Annotated in this window: 17 protein-coding genes and 1 tRNA gene; 9 read left to right on the top strand and 9 right to left on the bottom strand. The window is 68.0% G+C overall.

Going from position 1 to position 24,065, the window contains the following annotated elements:
* Window positions 1–147 precede the first annotated feature (147 nt).
* Window positions 148–951, top strand: coding sequence for a GntR family transcriptional regulator (locus SNOV_RS17445; RefSeq protein ID WP_013168287.1), 804 nt, complete (start codon window positions 148–150; stop codon window positions 949–951).
* A gap of 253 nt (window positions 952–1,204) precedes the next feature.
* On the opposite strand, the gene SNOV_RS17440 is transcribed toward SNOV_RS17445, so the two are convergent.
* The 9 genes from SNOV_RS17440 to fdnG all read right to left on the bottom strand — a co-directional run bounded on the left by SNOV_RS17440 (window position 1,205) and on the right by fdnG (window position 14,266).
* On the bottom strand, window positions 1,205–2,263 hold the full coding sequence (locus SNOV_RS17440; protein ID WP_013168286.1) for an aminopeptidase: 1,059 nt from the start codon (window positions 2,261–2,263) through the stop codon (window positions 1,205–1,207).
* Between the two features lie 200 nt (window positions 2,264–2,463).
* Entirely contained in the window at window positions 2,464–3,654 is a 1,191-nt protein-coding gene (locus SNOV_RS17435) for an MFS transporter (protein WP_013168285.1), read from the bottom strand.
* 211 nt (window positions 3,655–3,865) lie between these two features.
* Window positions 3,866–3,961: transfer RNA gene (locus tag SNOV_RS17430), tRNA-Sec, on the bottom strand.
* 962 nt (window positions 3,962–4,923) lie between these two features.
* Window positions 4,924–6,975, bottom strand: a complete 2,052-nt coding sequence (gene selB / locus SNOV_RS17425) for a selenocysteine-specific translation elongation factor (RefSeq protein WP_013168284.1) — start codon at window positions 6,973–6,975, stop codon at window positions 4,924–4,926.
* Window positions 6,972–8,399 (bottom strand): L-seryl-tRNA(Sec) selenium transferase, encoded by a 1,428-nt coding sequence (gene selA / locus SNOV_RS17420; protein ID WP_013168283.1) that lies wholly within the window; start codon window positions 8,397–8,399, stop codon window positions 6,972–6,974. The genes selB and selA overlap by 4 nt, the downstream gene beginning before the upstream one ends.
* Before the next feature lie 10 nt (window positions 8,400–8,409).
* On the bottom strand, window positions 8,410–9,321 hold the full coding sequence (gene fdhE, locus SNOV_RS17415) for a formate dehydrogenase accessory protein FdhE (protein ID WP_013168282.1): 912 nt from the start codon (window positions 9,319–9,321) through the stop codon (window positions 8,410–8,412).
* Window positions 9,322–9,467: 146 nt separating this feature from the next.
* Entirely contained in the window at window positions 9,468–10,181 is a 714-nt protein-coding gene (locus tag SNOV_RS17410) for a formate dehydrogenase subunit gamma (protein ID WP_013168281.1), read from the bottom strand.
* Window positions 10,178–11,167, bottom strand: coding sequence for a formate dehydrogenase subunit beta (fdxH, locus tag SNOV_RS17405; RefSeq protein ID WP_013168280.1), 990 nt, complete (start codon window positions 11,165–11,167; stop codon window positions 10,178–10,180). Before fdxH ends, SNOV_RS17410 begins: the two co-directional genes overlap by 4 nt.
* A 12-nt stretch (window positions 11,168–11,179) precedes the next feature.
* A complete protein-coding gene (fdnG, locus tag SNOV_RS17400; protein WP_013168279.1) occupies window positions 11,180–14,266 on the bottom strand; it encodes a formate dehydrogenase-N subunit alpha in 3,087 nt (1,028 codons plus the stop codon).
* A 241-nt stretch (window positions 14,267–14,507) separates the two neighbouring features.
* On the opposite strand from fdnG, the gene SNOV_RS17390 reads away from it, so the two are divergent.
* The 8 genes from SNOV_RS17390 (at window position 14,508) to SNOV_RS23160 (ending at window position 24,055) form a co-directional block, all read left to right on the top strand.
* Window positions 14,508–15,098, top strand: a complete 591-nt coding sequence (locus tag SNOV_RS17390) for a TlpA family protein disulfide reductase (RefSeq protein WP_013168278.1) — start codon at window positions 14,508–14,510, stop codon at window positions 15,096–15,098.
* A gap of 22 nt (window positions 15,099–15,120) precedes the next feature.
* Window positions 15,121–16,263: a transglutaminase-like domain-containing protein gene (locus SNOV_RS17385; RefSeq protein ID WP_013168277.1), complete on the top strand. Its 1,143-nt coding sequence runs from the start codon at window positions 15,121–15,123 to the stop codon at window positions 16,261–16,263.
* Between the two features lie 182 nt (window positions 16,264–16,445).
* Complete coding sequence (selD, locus tag SNOV_RS17380; RefSeq protein WP_013168276.1) at window positions 16,446–17,507, top strand: selenide, water dikinase SelD; 1,062 nt, start codon at window positions 16,446–16,448, stop codon at window positions 17,505–17,507.
* A gap of 359 nt (window positions 17,508–17,866) precedes the next feature.
* On the top strand, window positions 17,867–19,174 hold the full coding sequence (locus SNOV_RS17375; protein WP_013168275.1) for a nickel-dependent lactate racemase family protein: 1,308 nt from the start codon (window positions 17,867–17,869) through the stop codon (window positions 19,172–19,174).
* The gene (gene larC / locus SNOV_RS17370) at window positions 19,171–20,457 is read left to right on the top strand and encodes a nickel pincer cofactor biosynthesis protein LarC (RefSeq protein WP_013168274.1); all 1,287 of its coding nucleotides are present in this window, start codon (window positions 19,171–19,173) and stop codon (window positions 20,455–20,457) included. Before SNOV_RS17375 ends, larC begins: the two co-directional genes overlap by 4 nt.
* Complete coding sequence (larE, locus tag SNOV_RS17365) at window positions 20,450–21,274, top strand: ATP-dependent sacrificial sulfur transferase LarE (RefSeq protein WP_013168273.1); 825 nt, start codon at window positions 20,450–20,452, stop codon at window positions 21,272–21,274. Before larC ends, larE begins: the two co-directional genes overlap by 8 nt.
* 4 nt (window positions 21,275–21,278) lie before the next feature.
* The gene (gene larB, locus SNOV_RS17360; RefSeq protein ID WP_013168272.1) at window positions 21,279–21,941 is read left to right on the top strand and encodes a nickel pincer cofactor biosynthesis protein LarB; all 663 of its coding nucleotides are present in this window, start codon (window positions 21,279–21,281) and stop codon (window positions 21,939–21,941) included.
* Between the two features lie 74 nt (window positions 21,942–22,015).
* Window positions 22,016–24,055, top strand: coding sequence for an acyltransferase family protein (locus SNOV_RS23160; RefSeq protein WP_013168271.1), 2,040 nt, complete (start codon window positions 22,016–22,018; stop codon window positions 24,053–24,055).
* Window positions 24,056–24,065: the final 10 nt, after the last annotated feature.

The following is a 24,065-nucleotide window of genomic DNA, read 5'->3' as shown; positions in this document are numbered from 1 at the left end:
GGCGCGGCGGGCAGGTGCGCGCTGCTACCGTCGCGTGCATCGCTATTTGTCGACAGATTATCGGCGCCCGGGTAGATTGTTTGTGGGCAAGCCGTCAGGTGCGGCGCCGGTGCGCAACGCGGGAAAGCAGAGATTTCCTTGGAGAAGATGGGTCTCGAGCGGGCGGATTCCTGGATCGCGACGACGCCGTCCAGCCAGTCCGCATCCTTCCTCAATGCGGTGCTGGTGGTGCGTCGGATCGTGGCCGAGCATCACGACCGGCCCTCGCTGGTCTCGCGCGTCGCCTGCGAGGTCGGCGCGGAGATCATCGAGAACATCCGCCAGAGCGGCGAGGACCTCAGCTCGGTCGAGCTCGCCGAGCGCTACGAGACCAGCCGCACGCCGATCCGCGAGGCGCTGCTGCTTCTGGAGAAGGAGGGGCTGGTGCGCATCCCGCAGCGCCGGCGCCCGCATGTGGCCGTGCTCGACATCGCCGAGGTGCGCGAAATCTATCGCGTCCGTGCGGTGCTGTTCGGCACGGTGGCCTCGGATGCGGCGCTGCTGCGCTCCGAGGACGACCTCGCCGCGCTGCGTGAGCTGGTTGGCCAGCTCAGCGCGGCGCATGACGCGCAGGATCTCTCCGCCTATCTCTGGGCGAACGTGGCATTCTACAACCGGCTGACCATCGCCGCGAACAACCAGACCGCCAAGCGCATCCTCGATTCGCTGCTACTGCGCACGCTGCGCCTGCGCCGCCTGTCGCTGTCGCTGCCCAAGCGCCGCGAAAAGTCCATGGCGCATCATTTCCAGCTGATGACCGCCCTCGAAGAGCAGGACGCCCCGCTCGCCGACGCGCTGATCCGCTCCAACCACCTGCACGCGCTGGCGGCGCTGGAGCAGCTCTTCGCCGATGGCGACGTGCCCTCGCCGACCCGCTCGCGCCGCCGCCGCCGCCAGGCCGCGGCCGACTGAACGGCCGGCAAGGAAAACCGGCCGGTCGTCCCGGCTGGTTCTTGCTCGCATCCGTTTACGCACCCCCATTCCCGAACCTCATCCTGAGGTGCCCGGCCGTTGGCCGGGCCTCGAAGGATGCTCGTCTGGGCGCACTTGAGCGACCATCCTTCGAGGCGATCCCGGGCAGGTCCGGGATCGCACCTCAGGATGAGGCCGTGCCAGGGGCAGGCATGTCTCCACTTCCGCCGGGCGGGCCCGGCGGAAGCGCGGTTCACTCGCCTTCGATCGGCACCAGGAACCGGCCGTCCTCGATGCGCTTGACGCCGTCGACATAGAGCGTCGGCTCCAGGATCACGCCGTCCATGTGGATCTTGGACATGATCGAGCCGCCGACATCGACATTGGTGCCGAGGCCGAAATGCATCGTGCCCATGATGTTCTTGTCCTCGCGCTGGATGCCGCGCACCACCGCCTTGGCGTTGACGCCGACCGAGGCCTCGGCCGGGCACATATAGGCGTTGTCGTCGCCATAGGTGGCGAGGAAGTCGCGCAGGATGCGCGCATCGGTGCCGCCGTCGATCTTGACGATCCGGCCCTTCTCCACCGTCAGCTCGATGGGTGAGCCGAGCAGGCCGAGATGGTGCATGGTGAGGTCGATCACCAGCTTGCCCTCGGCCGTGCCCTCGATCGGCGCGACGTTGAACTCGCCGGTTGGGTACAGATAATAGTAGAGCTTGCCGGCCGGCCGGTTCTCGTCCTTCTGGAAATTGATGATCTTGTAGGGATCGAAGCTGTCGGACGGCAGCGGCGGGATCCAGATCATGTTTTCGACGCTATAGGTGAAGTCGGTGCCGTGGCGCGACGTCACGCGGCAGCTCTTGGCGCCCTCGCCGAACACGTTCTTGCCGACATAATGCTTGCGCACCGCGATCTGCTTCATGTCGTCGGTGATGGCGCCGGACTGCAGCCATTCGAGGCGCATGCCGCCGTCGAGGCAGATGGAGGGGATGCCCGCTTCCATCGAGCGCAGGCTGGCGGCGCAGTGCAGCATGCCGGTGGACGAGCACAGGACGTTCACGTCCGACTTCATCATCGCTTCGCACACGGCGGCCGGCGGGTCGTAATAGTCGGCGGGCCTGCGGCTGAACAGGCAGAGCGTCGCGTCCGCCTCGATGTCGGCCAGGATCGTCATGATCGCCTGCCACACACGGGGGTCGTGCTCGGTGTCGGACAGCACCAGCACGCGCTGGCCCTTCTTGATGTTGCGCACCAGCGGGCGGCGCAGATGTTCCAGCGTGCCCGTGATCAGGCCACTCACTGCCGTCGTCATTGATCCTCTCCCAGACGCCCGAGCCGCTCTCATGCGGCTTCGGATGCCAATAGTGTCGACATTATAGGTATGACGGTCAAGGGGGCAAAAATCACCAGCCGTCGTTGCCAGCGCATTCATCACGTAAAAATAATAGGATAGGTCAGTTCGAGCGCAGCGCGGCCGCGTCTCGCGCGTGGTGAGATGTTTCTAATGTCGACTTAATTCGCGATGGCCGCGGCGGCGCGCCAGCACAGGATGGCGGCGGCGAAGGCCAGCACGCCGAAGGCCAGGAAGGCGGCGGAAAAGCCGATCAGCGCGGCCAGCGCGCCGAAGAGCGGCGGCCCGAGCACGATGCCGAGATAGGAGAACATCAGCGCGCCGCTGGCGGCGAAGCCGGCCTGGGTCGGCGGCGCCATGCGCATGAGATTGGCGAGGAACACGCCGTTCCAGCCGCTGGCGGTGCCGCCCAGCGCGAACACGACGATGGCCACCATCCAGTCCGGCGTCCGCGGCGTCATCAGGAAAGTCAGCGCGCAGGCCGCCGCCATGCCGGCGCCGACCGCGGCGAGCGTGCCGGCGAGCGCGTTGAAGCGGTCGGCGACATAGCCCCAGCCGATCCGCCCCGCCACCGCCGCCGCCTGGCTGATGCCGAGCATCACGCCGGCGGTAACGAGGTCGCGTTCCAGTTCGTGCATCAGGAACACCACCAGCAGCGACGAGACGATGAGCTGAAGCGCGGCATAGACGATGGAGGCGCAGGACAGGGCGAGCAGCGGCCGGTTGCGCAGCATCAGCCGGAACGCGCCGAGCAGGCCGGCGCCCTCGGCCGGCCGCTGCGCCGGCTTCTCGGCGCGCACGATGGCGAGCAGGGCCGCCGTCGCCAGCCCGCCGAGCGAGACGACGAGGCCGACCAGCACCAGCGCGGCGCCGAGGTCGAGCCGGATTACCAGCGGAGGAATGATGAGGCCGGCGAGCATGGCGCCGAGCGGTACGGCGGTCTGCCGGATCGACAGGAACAGCGCGATGTTGGCGATCGGCTCGCCATTGGCGATGGCCTGCTGGCTGGCGGGCGTCAGCGGGCCGTAGCACAGCCCCATCAGCGCCGTCGCCAGCAGCACGGCGGCGAGCGAGCCGAGCCCGAACAGCGCGAGCGCCAGGCCGCCGACGATGATGCAGGCGAAGCTTAGCCGCAACGGGCCGATCCGGGTCGTCAGCATGCCCGTGCAGAGCGTGCCGATGGCGACGAAGAAATAGCTGACCGCCGCATAGAGCCCCGCGGTTTCCGGCGGCAGTGCGAGGGTGTGGGTCAGGTGCTCCGCCACCACGGGCGGGGTGAACACCATCATCGACATGGCGGTCTGCGGGAACATGGTGGCGAACAGGAGGGCCGACGAGCCGTGCCGGGACATGTCTTTTCCGCAAGGCGGGAAGGGCGCGCCGCCTTGGAGACGGTACGGATGATCTGCGATTAATCGTTTTCCAAATGCGACCAACCGCTGGTCTATGTCAACGGCACGGTTGCTCAGCGGTCAATCCATGAAACGTTTGTCGAGCCGCACTCACCCTGCGAAGGCGATAGGGCGAGACGGCGCCTCAGCGCGGCCGGCCGGGAGAAGGGGATGGCGGAAGAGAGTGGGAGTCGAACCCACCAAGGACCGGCTCGCGGCCCCTCCCGGATTTGAAGTCCGGTCCCATCACCGGATGAGACGCTCTTCCAGAGCTAATTCGCTCGAAATATTAGGTGTTTAGACTCTCAGCCGTCGCGGCGGATACGTAGTCTGTCATACTGTCGCGAGGTCTGTCACCTTTCTGTTGGCTGCTCAAGCAGAACGTGTCGCCAGTGCTCAACGTGATTGGACCGCAAGGGTTATCGGAGAAGTCGAAGGCTTCGTCCCGCAATTGGTGATCCTTCGCAACAAGCCAGCGAGCGTGGCGTGGGTGAGTGCATCAAGAAATCTGCCGGTTCCTATAACGAGAATTCAATGCAGCGTCGAAGTCCCGTCGGAAGCTGAAAGTTGGACCGTTCGTAAGACAAGTGCGTACGGAAACGTGGATGCGTTGGGGCGCAGCGCTACGCAGAACGTCGATGCATTCTGGCGGAGCGAACGCTACGTACGTTACGTCGCCTACGGATAAGCACGTTCTCAGCGGTGTATCTGCAATCGGAATCGTAATCTCAACAAAGATCGTAGCTGAGAAATGCCATCAGTCAGTAAGATGCTCATTAAGATCGTCACAAGATAAAACGCGATCTGGTACGGATATTTGGTTCGTAAACTTAGGAGCAGAGAAATCGACGTCAAAGGTGTCACAAAACCTGAAAAACCTGAATAAATTATCTGATTTCGCTTACCGGATGACTTGCACTCGACCTCGTCACATGCCACCTTCGCTGTGCCCTCGCCGTATGGCAGGGGAACGAAGTGGAAGGCAGGGCTTCATCATGAAGCCCTGCCCGAAATTGGAGGTGTTGATGGAAGAAGAGCCGATATAGCTCCATCCGGCGTGCAAGCGGTTCGCCCCGGTTGCACGTCGCAGCCCCGTTGGGGGACTTACGAAGAAGAGGGGGTAGGCGATGCCTATCTCCTCTTTTTATTTAGTGGAGCCCGTGATTGCAGTCAAACGCCTTATTAGCGCGCGGCAGTACCTGCTGACTGCTCATTCCGCCGCCATTCCCGTCACGTATCTCCAATCATCGAGATGGTTCTCCCGGATTTGAAGTCCGGTCCCATCACCGGATGAGACGCTCTTCCAGCTGCCGGCGACGTCGCTGACGCCGGGTCATTTTCGCCGATCGCGCCGAACAGGTCCAGCCGGTGCGGGTTGATGCGGCGCAGGTCACCGCGGCGCAGCGTGACGCCGTGGCGGTCGAAGAATTCGAGGATCTGGATCGCCACCTTGCGCCCGACCGCGTGCTCGTCGCGCTCGATGCGGTCGCGGAAGGCGGCGGCGGGAAACTGGCCGCCCGGCGCGGCGGCGGCAAGCTCGCGCGCCATCGCCACCATGCCGGTGACGACCGGGCGCAGGAAGAAATGGTCGTGCGCCACCTCGTCCACCCTGCCCATGCGGCTCAGCAATTTCATGAGCCGGCGAATATCCGCCTCCGCTTCACCGGTGAGGCCGGCGAGATCGCGCACGCGCGGGGGGCGGAAGCGCTCGGTGCCAGACAGCTTCGGCTCGATCAGTTCCCAGAGCAGCTCGTCCGCGCGGGTGAGCCGTACCTCGTGGCCGGCGAGCCGGACCCAGGCGCCGTCCAGCCCCAGCGCGCCCTCGCCGGCAAGGCGGCGCAGCGCCTCGGTGAAGACCGGCTTGGCGAGGCGCGGCGGCACGGTGAGGCGCAGCCGCTCGGCGCCCATGCCCGGCAGGTCGGGATTGGCGTCGTGGAAGCGTTCGAGCTCGGCGAGCAGCGTTGCGCGGAAGATCTTCCAGCGCTCGGGCGAGAGGGCGGTGAGCGTTCCCCCGGCGGCAAAGGTGACAAGGCCCAGCCGCTGCGCAATGTCCTGCACCGCTTCCCCGCCCAGCGCCCTGTCGCGGGCGAAGGCGGAAAGGTCGAGATGGAACGGCTCGCCCGCGAGCAGCAGCGCCACGGCCGCGTCCGGGTCCGCTTCGCCCATCGCCGCGAGCTGGGCGAGGCGTTCCGGCGTGCGGCGCTTGCGGCCCGGCGCGCGCAGATCGATCAGCCTGCCGCCGCCGATGGTGCGCTGGGCCGAGGTATCGCGGATGACGTAGCGGTCGCCCGCTGCCGCCGCGATCGGCTTCTCCAGCACGATCTGCACCAGCCCTTCGCCGCCGGGCGGGATGGCGTCTTCCGACAGCGGCACCAGCCGCGCGCCGACCTCGGTTGAGCCGTGGTGGAAGCGCACCGGGAACCACTGGCCCAAGGGCTTGGGCTCACCCGCCAGCACCCGCAGCGAGGTGTCGATGCGCTCGGTCGGCGCATGCAGCGAGGCGTCGAGCACCATGTCGCCGCGATGGATCGCCTCGTGCGAGACGCCCTCGCCGGCGAGGTTGAGGGCGCAGCGATCGCCGGCGCGGCCTTCCTCGGCCTTGCGGTTCTGCGCGTGGATGGAGCGCACGCGGGCGGCAATGCCCGAGGGGCTGACGACGAGCTGGTCGCCGACCCTCACCCGGCCGGAGAGCACCGTTCCCGTCACCACCGTGCCGGCGCCGGAAAGCGTGAAGGAGCGGTCCACCGCGAGGCGGAAGCGGCCCTCTGCCGCCCGCGCGGAAAAATCGCGTCCCGCCGCGACGAGCCGGGCGCGCAGTTCCTCGATCCCCTCGCCGGTGACGGCGGAAACGGCAAGCACCTCCACGCCTTCGAGCGAGGTGCCGTCCAGCAGGGCGGCGATCTCGGCCTCCACCTCTCCGCGCCGCGCGGCGTCGGCGAGGTCGGCCTTGGTCAGCGTCACGAGCCCGCTGGAGATGCCGAGCAGGTCGAGCAGCGCGAGGTGCTCGCGGGTCTGCGGCATCACCCCGTCATCGGCGGCGACGATGAGCAGCGCGAAGTCGATGCCGCTGGCCCCCGCCAGCATGGTGTGGATGAACTTCTCGTGGCCGGGCACGTCGATGAAGCCGAGCGTGCCGGCCTCGGTCGGCAGGTAGGCGAAGCCGAGGTCGATGGAGATGCCGCGGGCCTTCTCCTCCTTTAGCCGGTCGGTATCGACACCGGTGAGCGCGCCGACCAGCGCGGTCTTGCCGTGGTCGATATGCCCGGCCGTGCCGATGATCATGACGGCCCCGCGCGGTGCGCCAGATCGATATGGTCCAGGCTGTCGATGAAGCCGGCCTCGTCCTCGAGGCAGCGCAGATCGAGCAGCAGCGCGCCCTCAGTGATGCGGCCGATGATCGGAACGGGGAGTTCGCGCAGCGCGCTTGCCAGCGCGTTGAGCTGTCCGCCGGAGGCCTCAAAGGCCGAGCGGATCGCCAGCGCCGCGCTGGGCAGCGTCTCCAAGGGGAGCGCGCCGGAGCCGATCTGGCTGGCGCAGTCGACCACCTCGACGTCGAAGGCGCCGTCCAGAATCTCGGCCACCGGCCCGGCGAGGTCGGCGGCGCGGGCGGCGATGTCCTCTCGTGTCCGCGCCAGCAGCCGCAGCGTCGGCAGCTTATGGGCGAGCCGCTCCGGATCGCGGTAGAGGCGCAGCGTCGCCTCCAGCGCCGCGAGGCGGATCTTGTCGACGCGCAGCGCCCGCTTCATCGGGTTCCTGTTGATCTTCTCGATCAGCGCAGCCTTGCCGACGATGAAGCCGGTCTGCGGCCCGCCCAGCAGCTTGTCGCCGGAGAAGGTGACGATGTCGGCTCCTTCAGTCACCGCCTCGCGCACGGTCGGCTCATGGGTGAGGCCGATACGGGAGAGGTCGACGAGGGTGCCGGAGCCGAGGTCGTTCACCAGCGGCACGCCGCGCGCATGGGCGATTTCCGCCAGCTCGCGGCCCGGGACCTCCTTGGTGAAGCCCTCGATGCGGTAATTCGAGGTGTGCACCTTCAGCACAAGCCCGGTTTCGGGCGTGAGCGCGCCGGCATAGTCCCTGGGGTGGGTGCGGTTGGTGGTGCCGACCTCGACCAGCTTCACCCCGGCGCGGGCCATGATGTCGGGCATGCGGAAGGCGCCGCCGATCTCGATCAGCTCGCCGCGCGAGACGATGGCTTCCTTAGCGAGGCCTAGCGTGTTCAGCACGAGCAGCACGGCGGCGGCGTTGTTGTTGACGACGGTGGCGTCCTCCGCCCCGGTCAGCTCGATCAGCAGCTCGCGCACATGGTCGTCGCGCTCGCCGCGCTTGCCGGTGGAAAGGTCGAATTCCAGCGCCACGGCCGAACGCATGGCGGCCGTCGCCGCCGCCACCGCCTCTTCCGCCAGCAAGGCGCGGCCGAGATTGGTGTGCAGCACCGTGCCGGTGAGGTTGAAGACGGGGCGGAGGCTGGAGCGGGCACCGCGTTCCAGCGCGTCGGCGGCGGCGGCGGCGACATGGTCGGCGCTCGGCAACGCGGCGAGCTGCCCGGCGAGCACGCAGGCGCGCACCTCGTCGAGCGCGGCGCGGATCGCGCCGGTGGCGGGCGCGCGGCCGAAGCGCGCGGCGGCATGCGCCCCGGCTGGCGTCCTCAGCACCTGGTCGACGGAGGGCAGGTCGCGAAGGGAGGGGCGGGCTTCGGCATCCATGGCCGCGCCCTCAATAGCCGAGCAGGAACGGGTTGAAGGCGGCGCGGCGATACGGCCCCTCGCGCATCATCAGGTCCAGCGCCAGCGTGCCGATATCGTCCGCCACCGGCTCGATGGTGACGTCCTTGTTCTGGTACATCACCTTCACATAGGTGCGGCACTCGTCGCAGGTCTCGGCCTTGACGGTGCCCGGGCTGCCCTCGATCTCCTGATAGCCGATGCCCTTGGTCGAGCCGCAGGAGCAGCAGCGGATGCGGACATAGTTCCACAGCGTGGAGCAGAGCGAGCAGGCGCAGAAGCGGTTACCGTGGGCGTTCGGCCATTCGACGATCAGCGAGGCGACCGGCGGGCCGCCGCAGGCGGGGCACACGCCGTCGCCGACCGGGACCAGTTTCTTGGGGTCGAGGCCGGCGGCGAGGCGCGCGAAATGCACCTGCAGGCTGGCGGCGACATAGACATGCTCGGCCAGCGTCTCGACCGGCATGGAATGGGCGAGCACGTCGCGCACCATCTGCGCGCGCTCGGCGCCGTCGGCGGCACGCACGCGGGTGAGCGCCTCGCCGGCTTCCGCCGGCATGGCGACGCCCGCTGCGGCGTCGAACAGCGCGTCGAGCGTCGCGTCCAGCGTGTCGTCGAGGGTGAAGTTGGAGCGGTCGAGCGGCGGCATCTCGAAGGAGCGGGCACGCTCGATCGCCTCCGCATCGGGCAGCTCGACCGGCGGCAGGGCCGGCACGATGGCGCCCTGCACCTCGACGAGGCCGGCGACGAAGTCGAGATAGGGCTTTAGCGGGCTCACCGCCGCATAGGTGCGCAGGCGCTTGGCGCGCGTAGCGAACAGCGTCGAGAGGTCGGGGGGAACCGCGAAGGGCGGGGTAGAGACATTGCCGATCGCCGTGGGATCGGGCTGAAGCTCAGCGGGCATGGCTTTCCTCACGAACCGCACGGGCCACGTGGTTATGCGGACTTGGGCCGGGCCGTCCGGAACGGCGGCGGGCCGCGTCCGGATCGTGCCGATATGGGGCGGCGCGGCCGCTCTTCGAGGCGGCCGCGCCCTGTTTCACTGCATCGTCATTCCGCCGGCGCGTGGGGCGGCTTCTTGCCCACCAGTTCGCGCAGCCATTTGCGGTGGTGGCGCCACGCCCAGCCGCCGGTCACCCGGCCCCGGGTCATGGCGCCGATGGTGCCCTTCACCCAGATGGCGGCGTAGACGTGGATGATCCACACGCAGATGATGCACACCGCCGCCACCGCATGGATGAGGATGGCGATGCGCTTCTGCTCGATGGTGGTGAGGTCGTAGAAGTACTGGTCCCACATCACCACGCCGCTGGCGATCAGCACGATGATGAGGCCGGACATCGACCAGAACACGAACTTCTGGCCGGCATTGTACTTGCCGACCTCCGGCATCTTCTCCTCGCGCCCCGCCAGCAGGTCGGCCGAGTGCGCCACCCAGGCGGCATCCTCCCGCGCGGGCAGGTTGGCCTTGAAGAAGCGCACGAACAGCATGAGGAAGGAGAAGAACAGGACGACGCCGATCCACGGATGGATGGCACGCGTCCACTGCCCGCCGCCGAACAGGCCGGTGAGGAAGAACAGCCTCGGCGTGAACAGCGCCATGCCGGACAGCGCCAGCAGCACCAGGCTGGTGGCGGTGATCCAGTGGTTGATGCGCGCGCCGACCGTGTAGCGGTCCACCGTCACCGGATGGCCGGGATGCACCGCATCGCCGGGCTCGACATCGTCCGGCGTCTTGGTCTTGTGGTCGTAGGCCGTGGTCATGGCGTACTCCCCTGACTATGGGTCGGATCGGGCGGCGGCGGGGGCGCCTTGCCCTCGGTGAGCTTCTCGGCGTTCTCCTCGTCCTCGGCCGAGACCTTGTTCGGCCCGGCGACGACGTAGTGCAGGAAGCCCGCCGCGGCGGCGAAGCCCATCACCGCGAGGCCGACATATTTCGTCACGCCCTTCCAGGCGTCGACGATCGGCGAGATGGTCGGGTTGTCCGGCAGGCCGGCATAGATGGACGGCGTGTCGGCGTGGTGCAGCACATACATCACATGCGTGCCGCCCACCCCCTGCGGGTCATAGAGGCCGGCCTTGTCGAAGCCGCGCGACTTCAGGTCCTTGATGCGGAAATCCGCCCAGTCCTTCATCTCCTGCTTGGTGCCGAAGACGATGGCCTGGGTCGGGCAGGCCTTCTGGCAGGCCGGGCCCTGGCCCACCGCCACGCGGTCCGAGCACAGCGTGCACTTGTAGGCCGTGTGGTCGACCTTGGAGATGCGCGGGATGTTGAAGGGGCAGCCCTTGATGCAGTAGCCGCAGCCGATGCAGTTCTCGTGCTGGAAATCGACGATCCCGTTGGAGTACTGCACGATGGCGCCTGGCGCCGGGCAGGCCTTGAGGCAGCCCGGATCCTCGCAATGCATGCAGCCATCCTTGCGGATGAGCCATTCGAGATTCTCGGTCTCGGGGTTCACCCACTCGGTGAAGCGCATCAGCGTGAAGGTGTTCGGCGTCAGGTCCATCGGGTTCTCATAGGTCCCGTGGTTGAAGCCGATCTCCTCGGTGAGGTTGTTCCATTCCAGGCACGCGGCCTGGCAGGCCTTGCAGCCGATGCACTTGGTGACGTCGATCAGCTTCGCCACCTCGGTCAGCCGCTCGGCGGGCGGCGTGACGGTCGAGGCGGAGCGGCGGACGACGTCCTTCTCGCCGAAGCGCGGCGTGGCGGCATCGGCGGCGACGGAGGGATTTGGGATTGGTGGAAACATCGCGCCGCCCTCCTACGCTACCGGTCCGGTGGACGCTTCGATATTGACGAGGAACGCCTTGAACTCCGGCGTCTCGATGTTCGCGTCGCCCACGAAGGGTGTCAGCACGTTCGCCGGGAAGCCCTTGCGGGCGGCACCGACGAAGCCCCAGTGGATGGGGATGCCGATGATGTGCACCGTCTTGCCGTCGACGGTCATCGGCTTGATGCGCTTGGTGACCACCGCCTTGGCGAGGATCTCGCCGCGCGTCGACCACACCCGCGCCCAGCCGCCCTTCTCGATGCCCTTCTCCTTCGCCAGTTCCTCGGAAATCTCGACGAACTGCTGCGGCTGCAGGACCGAGTTCACATGGTTGTTCTTGGTCCAGTAGTGGAAATGCTCGGTGAGGCGGTAGGAGGTCGCCGCATAGGGGAAGTCCGGCGAGCCGGTCTTGGCGAACTGCTTGAGGTCGTCCGGGAACACGCGCGCCACCGGATTGCCGACGATCTTCGGCGCGATCACGTTGGCGACGGGGCTCTCGAACGGCTCGTAATGCACGGGGAACGGCCCGTCGCGCATCATCTTGCGGGCGAATAGCCGCGACACCCCTTCCGGGTTCATGATGAAGGGGCCGACATCCCGCGGCTTGGCGGTCGGCGCGATGTCCGGCACGTCGTAGCCGGTCCATTTCGAGCCGTCCCACTCGATCAGCTTGCGCGAGGGATCCCACGGCTTGCCGTCGAGGTCGCAGGAGGCGCGGTTGTAGAGGATGCGCCGGTTTGCCGGCCAGGCGAACGCCCATTTGAGATAGGCGCCCGTGTCGTCCGGGTCGGAATTGTCCCGGCGCGCCATCATGTTGCCCGCCTCGGTGAAGCAGCCGGAATAGATCCAGCAGCCGCACGCGGTCGCGCCGTCGTCGCGCAGCACGGCGAAGCCGGGGATCTGCTTGCCGGCCTCGAGCACCTTCTTGGTCGGGTCGTTCGGGTCGAGCACGTCGGTGAGAACGTAGCCGTTCATCTCCTTGGCGAGCTCTTCGGCCGTCGGCTCGTTGGCGTCCTTGTAGTTCCAGACCAGGTTGAGGATCGGATCGGGGAAGGCGCCGCCTTCCTTGCGGTACAGCTCCTTCAGCCGCAGATGGATCTGCGCCATGATCCACACGTCGGTGTGCGCCTCGCCCGGAGGCGAGCCGCCCGGCCAGTGCCATTGCAGCCAGCGGCCGGAGTTCACCAGCGAGCCCTCATCCTCCGCGAAGCAGGTGGAGGGAAGCTGGATCACCTCGGTCTTGATGCTGGCCGGATCGGCCTTGTTGTAGATACCGTGGTCTTCCCAGAAGCGGGCCGTCTCGGTCTGGAGCGGGTCCATGATCACGAGCAGCTTGAGCTTGGCGAGCGCCTCGGCGAGCTTGGCCTTGTTGGGGAAGGCCTGCAGCGGATTGAACCCCTGGCAGAAATAGAGGTTCATCTTGCCCTGCTTCATCAGCTCGAAGGCGCGCAAGACGTCGTAGCCCGGCACGTCGAGCTTGGGCAGGTACTGGTAGGCCCACTCATTGTCCGCCGTCGCCGCCGGACCCCACATGGACTTCATGAAGCTGACGAAGAACTTCCTGTAGTTCTGCCAGTAGCTCATCTGGTTCGGCCGCAGCGGCTTGAAGCCGCGCGTCGACATGTAGGTGGTGAAGTCCGTCTCCTTGTCCGTGGGGATGTTGAGATAGCCGGGGATGAGGTTGCTCATCAGCCCGATATCGGTCAGCCCCTGGATGTTGGAGTGGCCGCGCAGTGCATTCATGCCGCCGCCGCGCACGCCGATATTGCCCAGGATGAGCTGCAGCATCGCCATGGTGCGGATGTTCTGCGAGCCCTTGGAATGCTGGGTCCAGCCGAGCGCGTACATGCTCGTCATCGTCTTGGTCGGCGACGAGCACTCGGCGATCATCTGCGCCACCTTCAGGAACTGGTCCTTCGGCGTGCCGCAGATGCGCTCCACCATCTCCGGCGTGTAGGTGGCGACATGCTGCTTCAGCAGGTTCCACACGCAGCGCGGATGGGTGAGCGTCTCGTCGGCCACGACATAGCCGTCGGGGCCGAGCTCGTACTCCCAGGTGTCCTTGTTGTAGTCGCGCTTGGCCTCGTCATAGCCGGTGAACAGGCCGTCCTGATAGGCGAAGCCCTCCTTCACCAGATAGGGCGCGTTGGTGAAGGCCTTGGTGTACTCCCACTGCACCTTGTCGTTCTGCATGCAGTAGTTGATCACGCCCAGCAGGAAGGCGATGTCGGTGCCCTGGCGGATCGGCGCGTAATAGTCCGCTACCGACGCCGAGCGGGTGAAGCGCGGGTCGACGACGATCAGCTTGGCGCCGCGGTTGGCCTTGGCCTCCGTGACCCATTTGAAGCCGCACGGATGGGCTTCGGCGGCGTTGCCGCCCATGATCACGACGAGGTCGGTGTTCTTGATGTCCGTCCAGGAGTTGGTCATTGCGCCACGGCCGAATGTTGGGGCGAGACTCGCCACCGTCGGGCCGTGTCAGACACGCGCTTGGTTATCGAACGCCAATATCCCGGTCGAACGCACCACCTTGTAGGTGCAGAAAGCCGTCTCGTTGGTCGTGGCCGAAGCCGCGAGGAAGCCGGTGGTGAGCCAGCGGTTGACCGTCACGCCATCCTTGTTGGTGGCGATGAAGTTCGCGTCGCGATCGTCCTTCATGGCGCGGGCGATCTTGTCGAGCGCCGCATCCCAGGAGATCGGCTCGAACTTGTCGGAGCCGGCCTTGCGCACCATGGGCTGGGTGAGGCGAGTCTCGGACTTGACGACGTCGCGCAGCGCCGCGCCCTTCGGGCACAGCGTGCCGCGATTGGTCGGATGGTCCGCATCGCCCTCGATATGGACGATGTCGGCCTTCTCGCCTTTCCTGAGGTCGCCCTTGGAATAGATGATGATGCCGCAGGCGACCGAGCAGTAGGTGCAGGTGTTTCGCGTTTCCGTGGTGTTCACCAGGTGGAACGGCTTCACGGCGGCGGCCACGGCGGCCTCCGCCTCGCTGAAGCCGAAGGCACCAAGCGTGGTGCCCGCGATCCCCGCACCCGACGTTTTCAGGAACGTGCGGCGCGAGAGCTCCATATTCATGCGAGACCCTCCCGAATTACCTCTGCGAAGCCGTCAACCGATAGGCTTCTTCGATGGAAAGGCTATTTTTTAGCTTCTCCAATGTCAAACAGACGAAAGGCTTAGGCGCGACAAAAACCCGTGTCTTTCCAAGCAATTCGCGATGTTGCCGTGCGGTTTGGAAATGCTGCGTCGCAATACGTAAGGGAACCTGCCCCTGGGCTGATTGACGATTACACGGCTTCGTCGCAGCATCGACACCGTGCTTGCGCCAGAGGCTCCCGCGTGCCGGGGCACGGTAACTTGGTATTACAGCAGTGTTGTCGCTGCCCTAGCGTTAACTACGCTGGGCGGCGGGCCGCTTCTGGCGCGTGAATCGCCTCTGCCGTTCGGGCAGGGAGTACCTTCGCTCGCGCTGAATTCGCTCAATCAGGGCCGGCAGGACCTTGCTGCACTGCAAGGAAAAGTTGTCCTCGTTCACTTCTTTGCGACATGGTGCGAGCCCTGCCGGGAGGAGAGGGCGGGGTTGTCGCGGCTCGCCGGGCGCCTGCCGAATCGGTCTTTTGCGGTGCTGGCGGTGGATGTCGGCGAGGTCGAGCTGCGCGTGCGCCGCTTCTTCGACGCCCATCCCGTGCCCTTCCCCGTGCTGCTCGACGAGGACCGCGCCGCGCTGAAGGCGTGGAAGGTCGTCGGCCTGCCGTCGAGCTTCGTGCTCGATCCCTCGCACACGCTGCGCCTTTATGCCGGCGGCCCGGTCGACTGGGACGACCCGGAAGCCGTGCGTCTTCTCGAAAGCCTTGCCGATCCGGCGGGCGCAACCGCCGGCGGCACCCTGCCGCCGCTCGACGAATGAAGAACCCACCGGGAGCCAACCTATGAACAATCGTCGTGAGTTCCTGAAAGCCGGTGCCGCGCTCGCCGCCGGCGTCGCACTTCCCCACCACGCCCTGGCGCAGGCTGCGGCTCCCGCGGGGGCTGCTTCCGGCGGTGCGGTGTTCGCGCCCAAGCCCGGCGCGTGGCGCAGCTTCACTGTCGTCACCCGGCTCGACGTCACCGCCCCCGCCGGCAAGTCAGGCCCGGCACAGGCCTGGGTGCCGCTGCCGGCCTTCTCCGCCGACGACTGGTTCAAGCCGGCCGGCAGCGAGTGGAAGACCAACGCCGCGAGCGCGCAGATCGTGAAGGACCCGAATTACGGCGCGCAGATGCTGCACCTGACGTGGAAGGAGGGCGAAGCCGCTCCCAGCGTCGAGATCACCTCGAAATTCGCCACTCGCGGCCGTGCCGCCGACCTGTCGACGCCCGGCAGCGTGGCGCCGCTCTCGGCGGATGAGCGCGCCTTCTTCCTCAAGGCGACCGACCTCATCCCGACCGACGGCATCGTCAAGGCGACCTCCGACAAGATCACCGCCGGCAAGGGAAGCGACGTCGAGAAGGCCCGCGCCATCTATGAATGGGTGGTCGACAACACCTATCGCAACGCCGCCACCCGCGGCTGCGGCACCGGCGATGTCGCCTCGCTGCTGCAAAGCGGCAATCTCGGCGGCAAATGCGCCGACCTCAACGCGCTCTATGTCGGCCTCGCCCGCGCCGCCGGCATCCCCGCCCGCGACCTCTACGGCCTGCGCGTCGCCCCCTCCGCCTTCGGCTACAAGAGCCTCGGGGCTAATTCCCCGACCGTGAGCAAGGCGCAGCACTGCCGCGCCGAGGTGTGGCTGGATGGCTTCGGCTGGACTGCGGTCGACCCGGCCGACGTGCGCAAGGTCGTGCTGGAGGAGCCGCCGGGCAAGAACGCCCTCGACGACGCCAAGGTCGTCGCCGCGCGCAAGGCGCTATTCGGCGCGTGGGAAGGCAACTGGCTCGCCTATAATGACGGCCACGACATCGCCCTGCCCGGCTCGAACGGGCCGAAGCTCGGCTTCCTCATGTACCCGCAGGCCGAGGTCGCGGGCCTGCGCCTCGACTGCCTCGACCCGGACACGTTCAAATACACGATCACGGCGACGGAGATGTCGGCGTAAGCGTCTGCGTGCTTCGAGACGCGGGGCTGCGCCCCGCTCCTCAGCATGAGGACGGACCGAATAGATCAGAGGACCGATCCTCATCTTGAGGTGCCCGGCGAAGCCGGGCCTCGAAGGACGCAGGACATGGCCGCGCTCACTCGCACCGCTAGGAAACGCGGCGCGTCTCAGGGATACCCATCATGCTCGACAAGCCCACCGAGACCCCGCCCTTCCGCCTCACCAGCCTCGCCCATGGCGGCGGCTGCGGCTGCAAGCTCGCGCCCTCCGTGCTGCGCGAATTGCTGGCGGAGCAGCCGGCGGCCGGGTCGTTCGAGAAGCTGCTCGTCGGCACCGAGACCGGCGACGACGCGGCGGTCTACCTTCTCGACGACGACACCTGCCTAATCGCCACCACCGACTTCTTCATGCCGATGGTGGACGACCCCTACGAGTTCGGCCGCATCGCCGCCACCAACGCCATCTCCGACGTCTACGCCATGGGCGGCAAGCCGCTGCTGGCACTCGCCATCCTCGGCATGCCGCTCGGCAAGCTGGCGCCGGAGATGGTGTGCGAGATCCTGAAAGGCGGCGCCTCGGTCGCGGCGGAGGCCGGCATCCCGGTGGCCGGCGGCCATTCCATCGATGCGCCCGAGCCGATCTACGGCCTTGCCGTCATCGGCACGGCGAAGCCTTCGAACATCCGGAAGAACAGCACCGCGAAGGCGGGCGACGCGCTGATCCTGACCAAGCCGCTCGGCGTCGGCATCTATTCCGCCGCCTTCAAGAAGGAGGCGCTTCCCAAGCCCGCCTATGAAGAGATGATCGGCTCGATGACGCTGCTCAACCGCATCGGCGCCGAGTTGGGCAAGGAGGAGGCCGTGCATGCCGTCACCGACGTCACCGGCTTCGGCATACTCGGCCACGGGCTGGAAGTGGCGCGGGGCTCCAACCTCGCGCTGGAGATCGCGGCCGACGCGCTGCCCGTGCTCGGCGAGGCCGGAGCGCTGGCGCAGGCGGGCCATGTCACCGGCGCCTCGCACCGCAACTGGGCGAGCTATGGCGAGGCGGTGCATCTCCCCACCGGCCTGCCCGACTGGCGCCGGCACCTCCTCACCGACCCGCAGACTTCCGGCGGCCTCCTCGTCGCCAGCGCCCCCGAGGCGGCGGAACGGCTGCTCGGGCAGATCCGCGCCGCCGGCTATCCGCGCGCGGCGATCATCGGCCGGGCGGTGGCAGGCGAGCCGGCAGTGACGGTGGTTTGAGCGGCCGACCCCGGCGCCCCTCATCCTGAGAGCACGACCCGTGGTTTACGACGTCATGGCCGGGCTTGGCCCGGCCATCCACGACTTCGGTGACATCTTGCGCGCCAGCCCAAGTCGTGGATCCCCGGGCCAAGCCCGGGGATGACGGTCCAAGGGCGGCAGCCGTCGACTCGAAGAGCAATAAGGGTCAGCACCTCAGGACGAGGCCCATCGGAGCCGTAAACGCGGCTTTCCCTCGCCGCCGCACCGGTTTATGACCGCGCCCCAGCGGGATATCATGATCCCTGACCCGCCCGCCGGTTCATAGGCGAGGCGACCGTTCCCCCGGGGGACGCGGACAGCTTGCTTAAGGAGCGATCATGCAGGGAACGGCTCTGGAACTGGCTTTCGGACGCGGCGCGCTGCCGCTCAACCTGCCGCCGAAGGCGAGGCCGACCGTGCTGCGCAAGGCCGAATTGCCGGCGCTGCCGGACGGCGTCGCCGCCATCCGCAACGCCTTCGCCAACCCGGTCAATTCCGCCCCGCTCGCCGAACTGGCCAAGGGCCGCAAGAGCGCCTGCATCCTCATCTGCGACATCACCCGCCCGGTGCCGAACCGGCTGTTCCTGCGGCCGATGATCGAGGCCATGATCGAAGGCGGCATCCCGGCCGAGGAAATCACCGTGCTGGTCGCCACCGGCCTGCACCGTCCCAACGAGGGCGAGGAGCTGGCCGAGCTGGTCGGCGATCCGTGGGTGCTGGACAAGGTGAAGGTGGTCAACCACTTCGCCCGCGACGAGCATGACCATGTGGACCTCGGCCCGACGGCCACCCGCGGCACGCCGGTCTTCATCGACCGCCGCTTCGTCGAGACCGATCTGCGCATCGCCACCGGCCTCGTCGAGCCGCATTTCATGGCCGGCTGGTCGGGCGGGCGCAAGGTGGTGGCCCCGGGCGTCGCCGGCCACCAGACCATCCGCACCTTCCATTCCGCCCGCTTCATGGAGGACCCGCTCGCGGTCCAGTGCAACCTCGTCGGCAATCCGCTGCACGAGGAGCAACTGGAGATCGTGCGCAAGGTCGGCGAGATCTACGCCCTGAACACGGTGCTGGACGAGGCGCGCAACCTCGTCTTCGTCTCCTTCGGCGAGATCATCGCCAGCCACCTCGCCGCGGTGGAGTATGTCGAGGCCTCGACCATCATCGAGGTGCCGCGCCGCTTCCACACGGTGGTGACCTCCTCCGCCGGCTACCCGCTCGACAAGACCTACTACCAGACGGTCAAGGGCATGGTGACGCCGATCGACATCCTCGAGCCTGGCGGCACGCTGATCATTGCCTCGGAATGCTCGGAAGGCTTCGGCAGCCACGAGTTCCGGGAGGCGCAGGCCCGCCTCGTCGAGCTCGGCCCGGAGCGCTTCCTCGCCACGCTCACCGCCAAGACGCTGGCCGATGTCGACGAGTGGCAGACCGAGATGCAGCTCAAGCCCATGCGGGTCGGGCGCATCCAGCTCTTCACCACCGGGCTCACCGCCGAGGAGCGCCGCATCACCGCGGTGGAGATCGTGCCCGACCTCGACGCCGCCATCGCAGCATCCCTCGCACGCTATGGCGACGACGCGCTCGCGATCATCCCCGAGGGACCCTATGTGATTCCCGTCTATCGGGAACGGCAGGCGGCGGCGTGACATCCGGCGGCGCGAGGCGGATTCATCTCGACCCGGTCGGCGGCGTCGCGGGCGACATGTTCGTGGCGGCGCTGGTCGATGCCTTCCCCGATTTGCGCGACCGCGTGCTTGAGGACTGTCGCGCCGTGCTGCCGGAAGGCGCGGGCGAGCCTTTCCTCACCGAGGGCGAGAGCGGCGCGGTGCGCGCCCTGCGCTTCGGGCTGGCGACGGGGCATGGGCACGCGCATGAGCATGGCCACGCCCATGCTCATGCCGAGGCCCACGCTCATTCCCATGATCACGGCCATGCGCATGCTCATGCCGAGGCGCATGCGCATCACGCGCATGACCACGGCCAGCACGATCACGGCCACGGCGCCGGCACCTATCTCGACATGCTCGCGCGCATCGAGCGGGCGAGCCTGCATCCCGGCACGGCGCGGCAGGCGAGCGCGATCCTCGGCATCATTGCCCGCGCCGAGGCGGCCATCCATCGCCTGCCGGTGGAGGAGGTGAATTTCCACGAGATCGCCGACTGGGATTCGCTGCTCGACGTGGTCGCCGCCGGTAGCCTCGCCGCCGCTCTCGACGGCGCGCAATGGACGGTGGCGCCGCTCCCACTCGGCGGCGGCATGGTGAAGACCCAGCACGGGCTGCTGCCGGTTCCCGCGCCGGCCACCGCCGCCATCCTCGAAACCTATGACTGGCGCGACGACGGCGTCGCCGGCGAGCGCGTCACCCCCACCGGGGCCGCCATCATCCGCCATCTGGCGAAGCCCGGCCGGCCGGTTTCCGGGCGGTTGGTGGCCTCGGGCACGGGCGCCGGCACCCGCCGCCTGCCGGGCATGCCCAACGTGCTGCGCGTGCTGGCGTTCGAAGAGGACGGCATCGAGACGGACCGCGTGGCGGTGATCGAGTTCGAGATCGACGACATGACCGGCGAGGAGATCGGCACGGCCTGCGAGTTCCTGCGTGCGCAGGAAGGCGTGCTCGACGTCAGCCTTGCCCATCGCTTCGGCAAGAAGGGCCGGCCGGTCGTGTCGCTGCGCCTGCTGGCGAAGCCGGAAGCGACCGACGCCGTGGCCCGCGCCTGCTTCGCCCAGACCTCGACCATCGGCCTGCGGCTCACCGAGGCGCGGCGGCTGACGCTCGCGCGGGCGGCCGACGATGTCGACGGCGTGGCGATCAAGTGCGTTCAGCGGCCCGGCGGCGCCACGTCGAAAGCCGAGAGCGACGCGCTTACCGGCGCGACGCTGGCCGAGCGGCGCGCCGCCAAACGCCGGGCGGAGCAGGGCGATGAGTGACGCAGCCCAAATGGAGCGGGTGCCGGCCATAGACCGGCCGGGCGACGCGCTGGCAAAGGCACTGGGGAACGTGCTGGATCGCTTCCCGGCGCTCGCCGTGGCGGTGAGCGGCGGTGTCGATTCGATGACGCTCGCCACTTTCGCCCATCGCCGCGGCATGCCGGTCACGGTGATCCATGCCGTCTCGCCCGCCGTGCCGGCGGAGGCGACGGCGCGGGTGCGGCGGCTGGCGGCCGTCGAGGGCTGGGACCTGCTCGTCACCGGCACCGGCGAGTTCGACGATCCGCGCTACCGCGATAATCCGGCCAACCGCTGCTATTTCTGCAAGACCAATCTCTATGACCGCATCGCCGGCCTGACCGAGCGGCCCATCGCCTCCGGCGCCAATCTCGACGATCTCGGCGACTACCGCCCCGGCCTCATCGCCGCCGCCGAGCGCAAGGTCGTCCACCCGATGGTGGAGGCCGGCATGACCAAGCGCGACGTGCGCGCGCTTGCCCGCAGCCTCGGCCTCACCGACATCGCCGAGATGCCGGCGCAGCCCTGCCTCGCCAGCCGGGTCGAGACCGGCATCGCCATCGACGCCGGCGACCTCGCCTTCGTCGAGAAGGTGGAGACGAGGCTCGCCGCGCTGGCGCCCGGCGGCACACTGCGCTGCCGCATCACCCATGAGGGCGTGGTGGTCGAGCTCGGCGAAGCCGAGATGGCGTTCAGTGCGGCCGTGGAGGCCATCGCCGCCCGGCTCTGCACTGAAGCCGGCCGCGTCTATGCCGGCACCCGCGCCTATCGCCGCGGCGCCATGTTCGTCAGGACCTAGGCCAATGGAATTCCAGATCGACTGGCAGCGCGCGGGGCGCACCGGCGTGCCGGAAGCCATCCTGTGCAGCCGCAAGACGCCGACGCAGCTCGCCGCCATTCTTGCCGAGGCGCGCGCTCGCGGCGCGCGGCTGCTGTTGACGCGGCTCGACGAGGCCGCCTTCGCCGCGCTGGACGAGGCGGCGCGGGACGGGCTCGACTACGACCCGGCCTCGCGCACCGCCGTGCTCGGCGGGGCGGTGCCGCTCGTCGCCGGAAGCGTCGCGGTGGTCGCCGCGGGCACGTCCGACCTTGCCGTCGCCCATGAGGCGGCGCGCACGCTCGCCTTTTGCGGCCATGAGGCGCTGCTCGTCGCCGATGTCGGCGTCGCCGGGCTGTGGCGGCTGATGGCGCGCATCGAGGACATCCGCGCCCATCGCGTGGTCATCGCGGTCGCCGGCATGGAGGGGGCGCTGTTCTCCGTCATCGGCGGGCTGGTGGCGGCGCCGGTGATCGCCGTGCCGAGCTCGGTCGGCTATGGCGTAGCGGAAGGTGGGTCGGCGGCGCTGCACTCGGCGCTGGCGAGCTGCGCGCCGGGCGTGGTGGCGGTGAACATCGACAACGGCTTCGGCGCCGCCTGCGCCGCCATCAAGATGCTCGGCGTCCCGGCGCCGGCCATGGTCGGCTAGCGCCGCGCGAAAGGCTTGGCGCTGCCGCGCCGTCCCAATAAGGTCGGCGCAGCTTTCGCCGGATCGCCTTGCCCATGCAGTATAGACCCGAGATCGACGGCCTGCGGGCCGTCGCGGTTCTCCCCGTCATCCTGTTCCATGCGGGCATCGCGCCGTTCTCGGGCGGCTTCGTCGGCGTCGACGTCTTCTTCGTCATCAGCGGCTACCTGATCACCACCCTCATCGCCGCCGAGATGGAGGAGGGGAAGTTCTCGCTGCTGCGCTTCTACGAGCGGCGGGCGCGGCGCATCCTGCCCGCGCTGTTCCTGGTCATGGCGTGCTGCATCCCCTTCGCCTGGATGTGGATGTTCCCCGCGCAGTTCGAGGAGTTCGCGGCCTCCGTCGTGGCGGTGGTGCTGTTCGTCTCCAACATCCTGTTCTGGTCGGAGGTCGGCTATTTCGGCCCCGTCGCCGATGAGCAGCCGCTGCTCCACACCTGGAGCCTCGCGGTCGAGGAGCAGTTCTACATCGTCTTCCCGCTGCTGCTGCTCCTCCTCTGGCGGTTCGGCCGGCAGCGCGTGCTCGGCTTCGTCATCGTGCTGTCGCTTCTGAGCCTGTGGCTCGCCGAGCAGGGCGCGCGCCACCATCCGGAGGCGAATTTCTACCTCATCCACACCCGCGCCTGGGAGCTCGGCGCCGGGGCGATCTGCGCGCTGGTGATGCGCGGCGGGCCGCCGCGTCCGCACACGCTGCTCTCGCTCGCCGGGCTCGGGCTGATCCTGTTCTCGGTCTTCGCCTATAGCGAGGCGACGCCCTTCCCCTCGCTCTACGCGCTGGCGCCGGTCGGCGGCACCGCGCTGATCATCCTCTTCGCCGGCCCGGCCACGCTCACCGGGCGGGTGCTGGCGCTGCCGCCGCTGGTCGGCATCGGGCTGATCAGCTACAGCGCCTATCTCTGGCACCAGCCGCTCTTCGCCTTCGCCCGCATCCGCAGCCTCGATGCGCCCGGGCCGGGGCTGATGCTGGCGCTCTCCGTCCTCTCCATCGGCCTCGCCTATTTGAGCTGGCGCTTCGTCGAGCGCCCCTTCCGTGCCGGCGGCACCAGGCGGATCGGCCGGCGCGCTGTGTTCGGCTCCGCATTCGGTGCCGCCGTGCTGCTCGTCGGCTTCGGCATGTTTGGCTATCTCAATGACGGCGCGCCGTTCCGGCTGCCCGACAAGGCGGTGGCGCTGCTCGCCTATGAGGACGACGTCGAGGCCACCGCCGCCGTCGAGCCCTGCCGCTTCAACGCCGCGCGCCCATTGCAGGCGCAGCCGGTCGCCGCTTGCAGCGGCTACATGGTCGACGGCAAGGCAGATGTCGTCTTCATCGGCGACAGCCATTCGGCGGGAATCTCGCCGGCGGTGCAGGAGGCGCTGAAGAAAGAGGGGATCTCCTCCTACGCCACCTCCTATGCCGCCTGCATCGGGCTGCCCGGCTTCTACCGCGTCGGCCTGCCGCGCCCGGAGGAATGCGATAAGTACAATCGCGACATGATGAAATTCGCCAAGGCGCACGGCACCAAGGTGGTGGTCATCACCTCGCGCTTCGCCGCCTATACGGAGGGGCGCGGCTTCGACAATCGCGAAGGCGGCGTCGAGACCCGCCTCACCCTTCCCACCGAGCTGATCGGCACGACGGGCCGCAACGCCTGGACCGACCCGGACCGGAAGGCGCGGATCGTCGGCGCGCTGAAGTCGAAGGTCGAGGCGGTCGCGGACGAGATCGACGTGGTGCTGGTCTATCCCATTCCCGAAGCCGGCTGGAACGTGCCCCGGCGCGCGGCGCGGATGGCGATGGCCGGCGAGGGCGGTGATTTCGCGCTCACCACCTCCTATGACGTCTACCGCACGCGCAATGCCGACGTCGTCGCCGCCCTCGACGCCGTCGATCGCCCCAATGTCTTCCGGGTGCACCCCGACGGCGTGCTCTGCGACGCGGCGAGCGGGCGCTGCCGCAACGCCGACCAGGACGTCGCGCTCTATGCCGACGGGAACCACCTCTCGGATGCCGGCGCGCAGCTCCTCGCCCCGGCGATCGTCAGCCAGATCAAGAAGGCGATGGCGTCGGGCGACGACCGGCAGGTGGCGCGCTGACCGGGCCGCG

This window comes from Ancylobacter novellus DSM 506 (assembly GCF_000092925.1).
Lineage (GTDB): Bacteria > Pseudomonadota > Alphaproteobacteria > Rhizobiales > Xanthobacteraceae > Ancylobacter > Ancylobacter novellus.
This window is presented reverse-complemented; position numbering and strand designations above follow the sequence as displayed.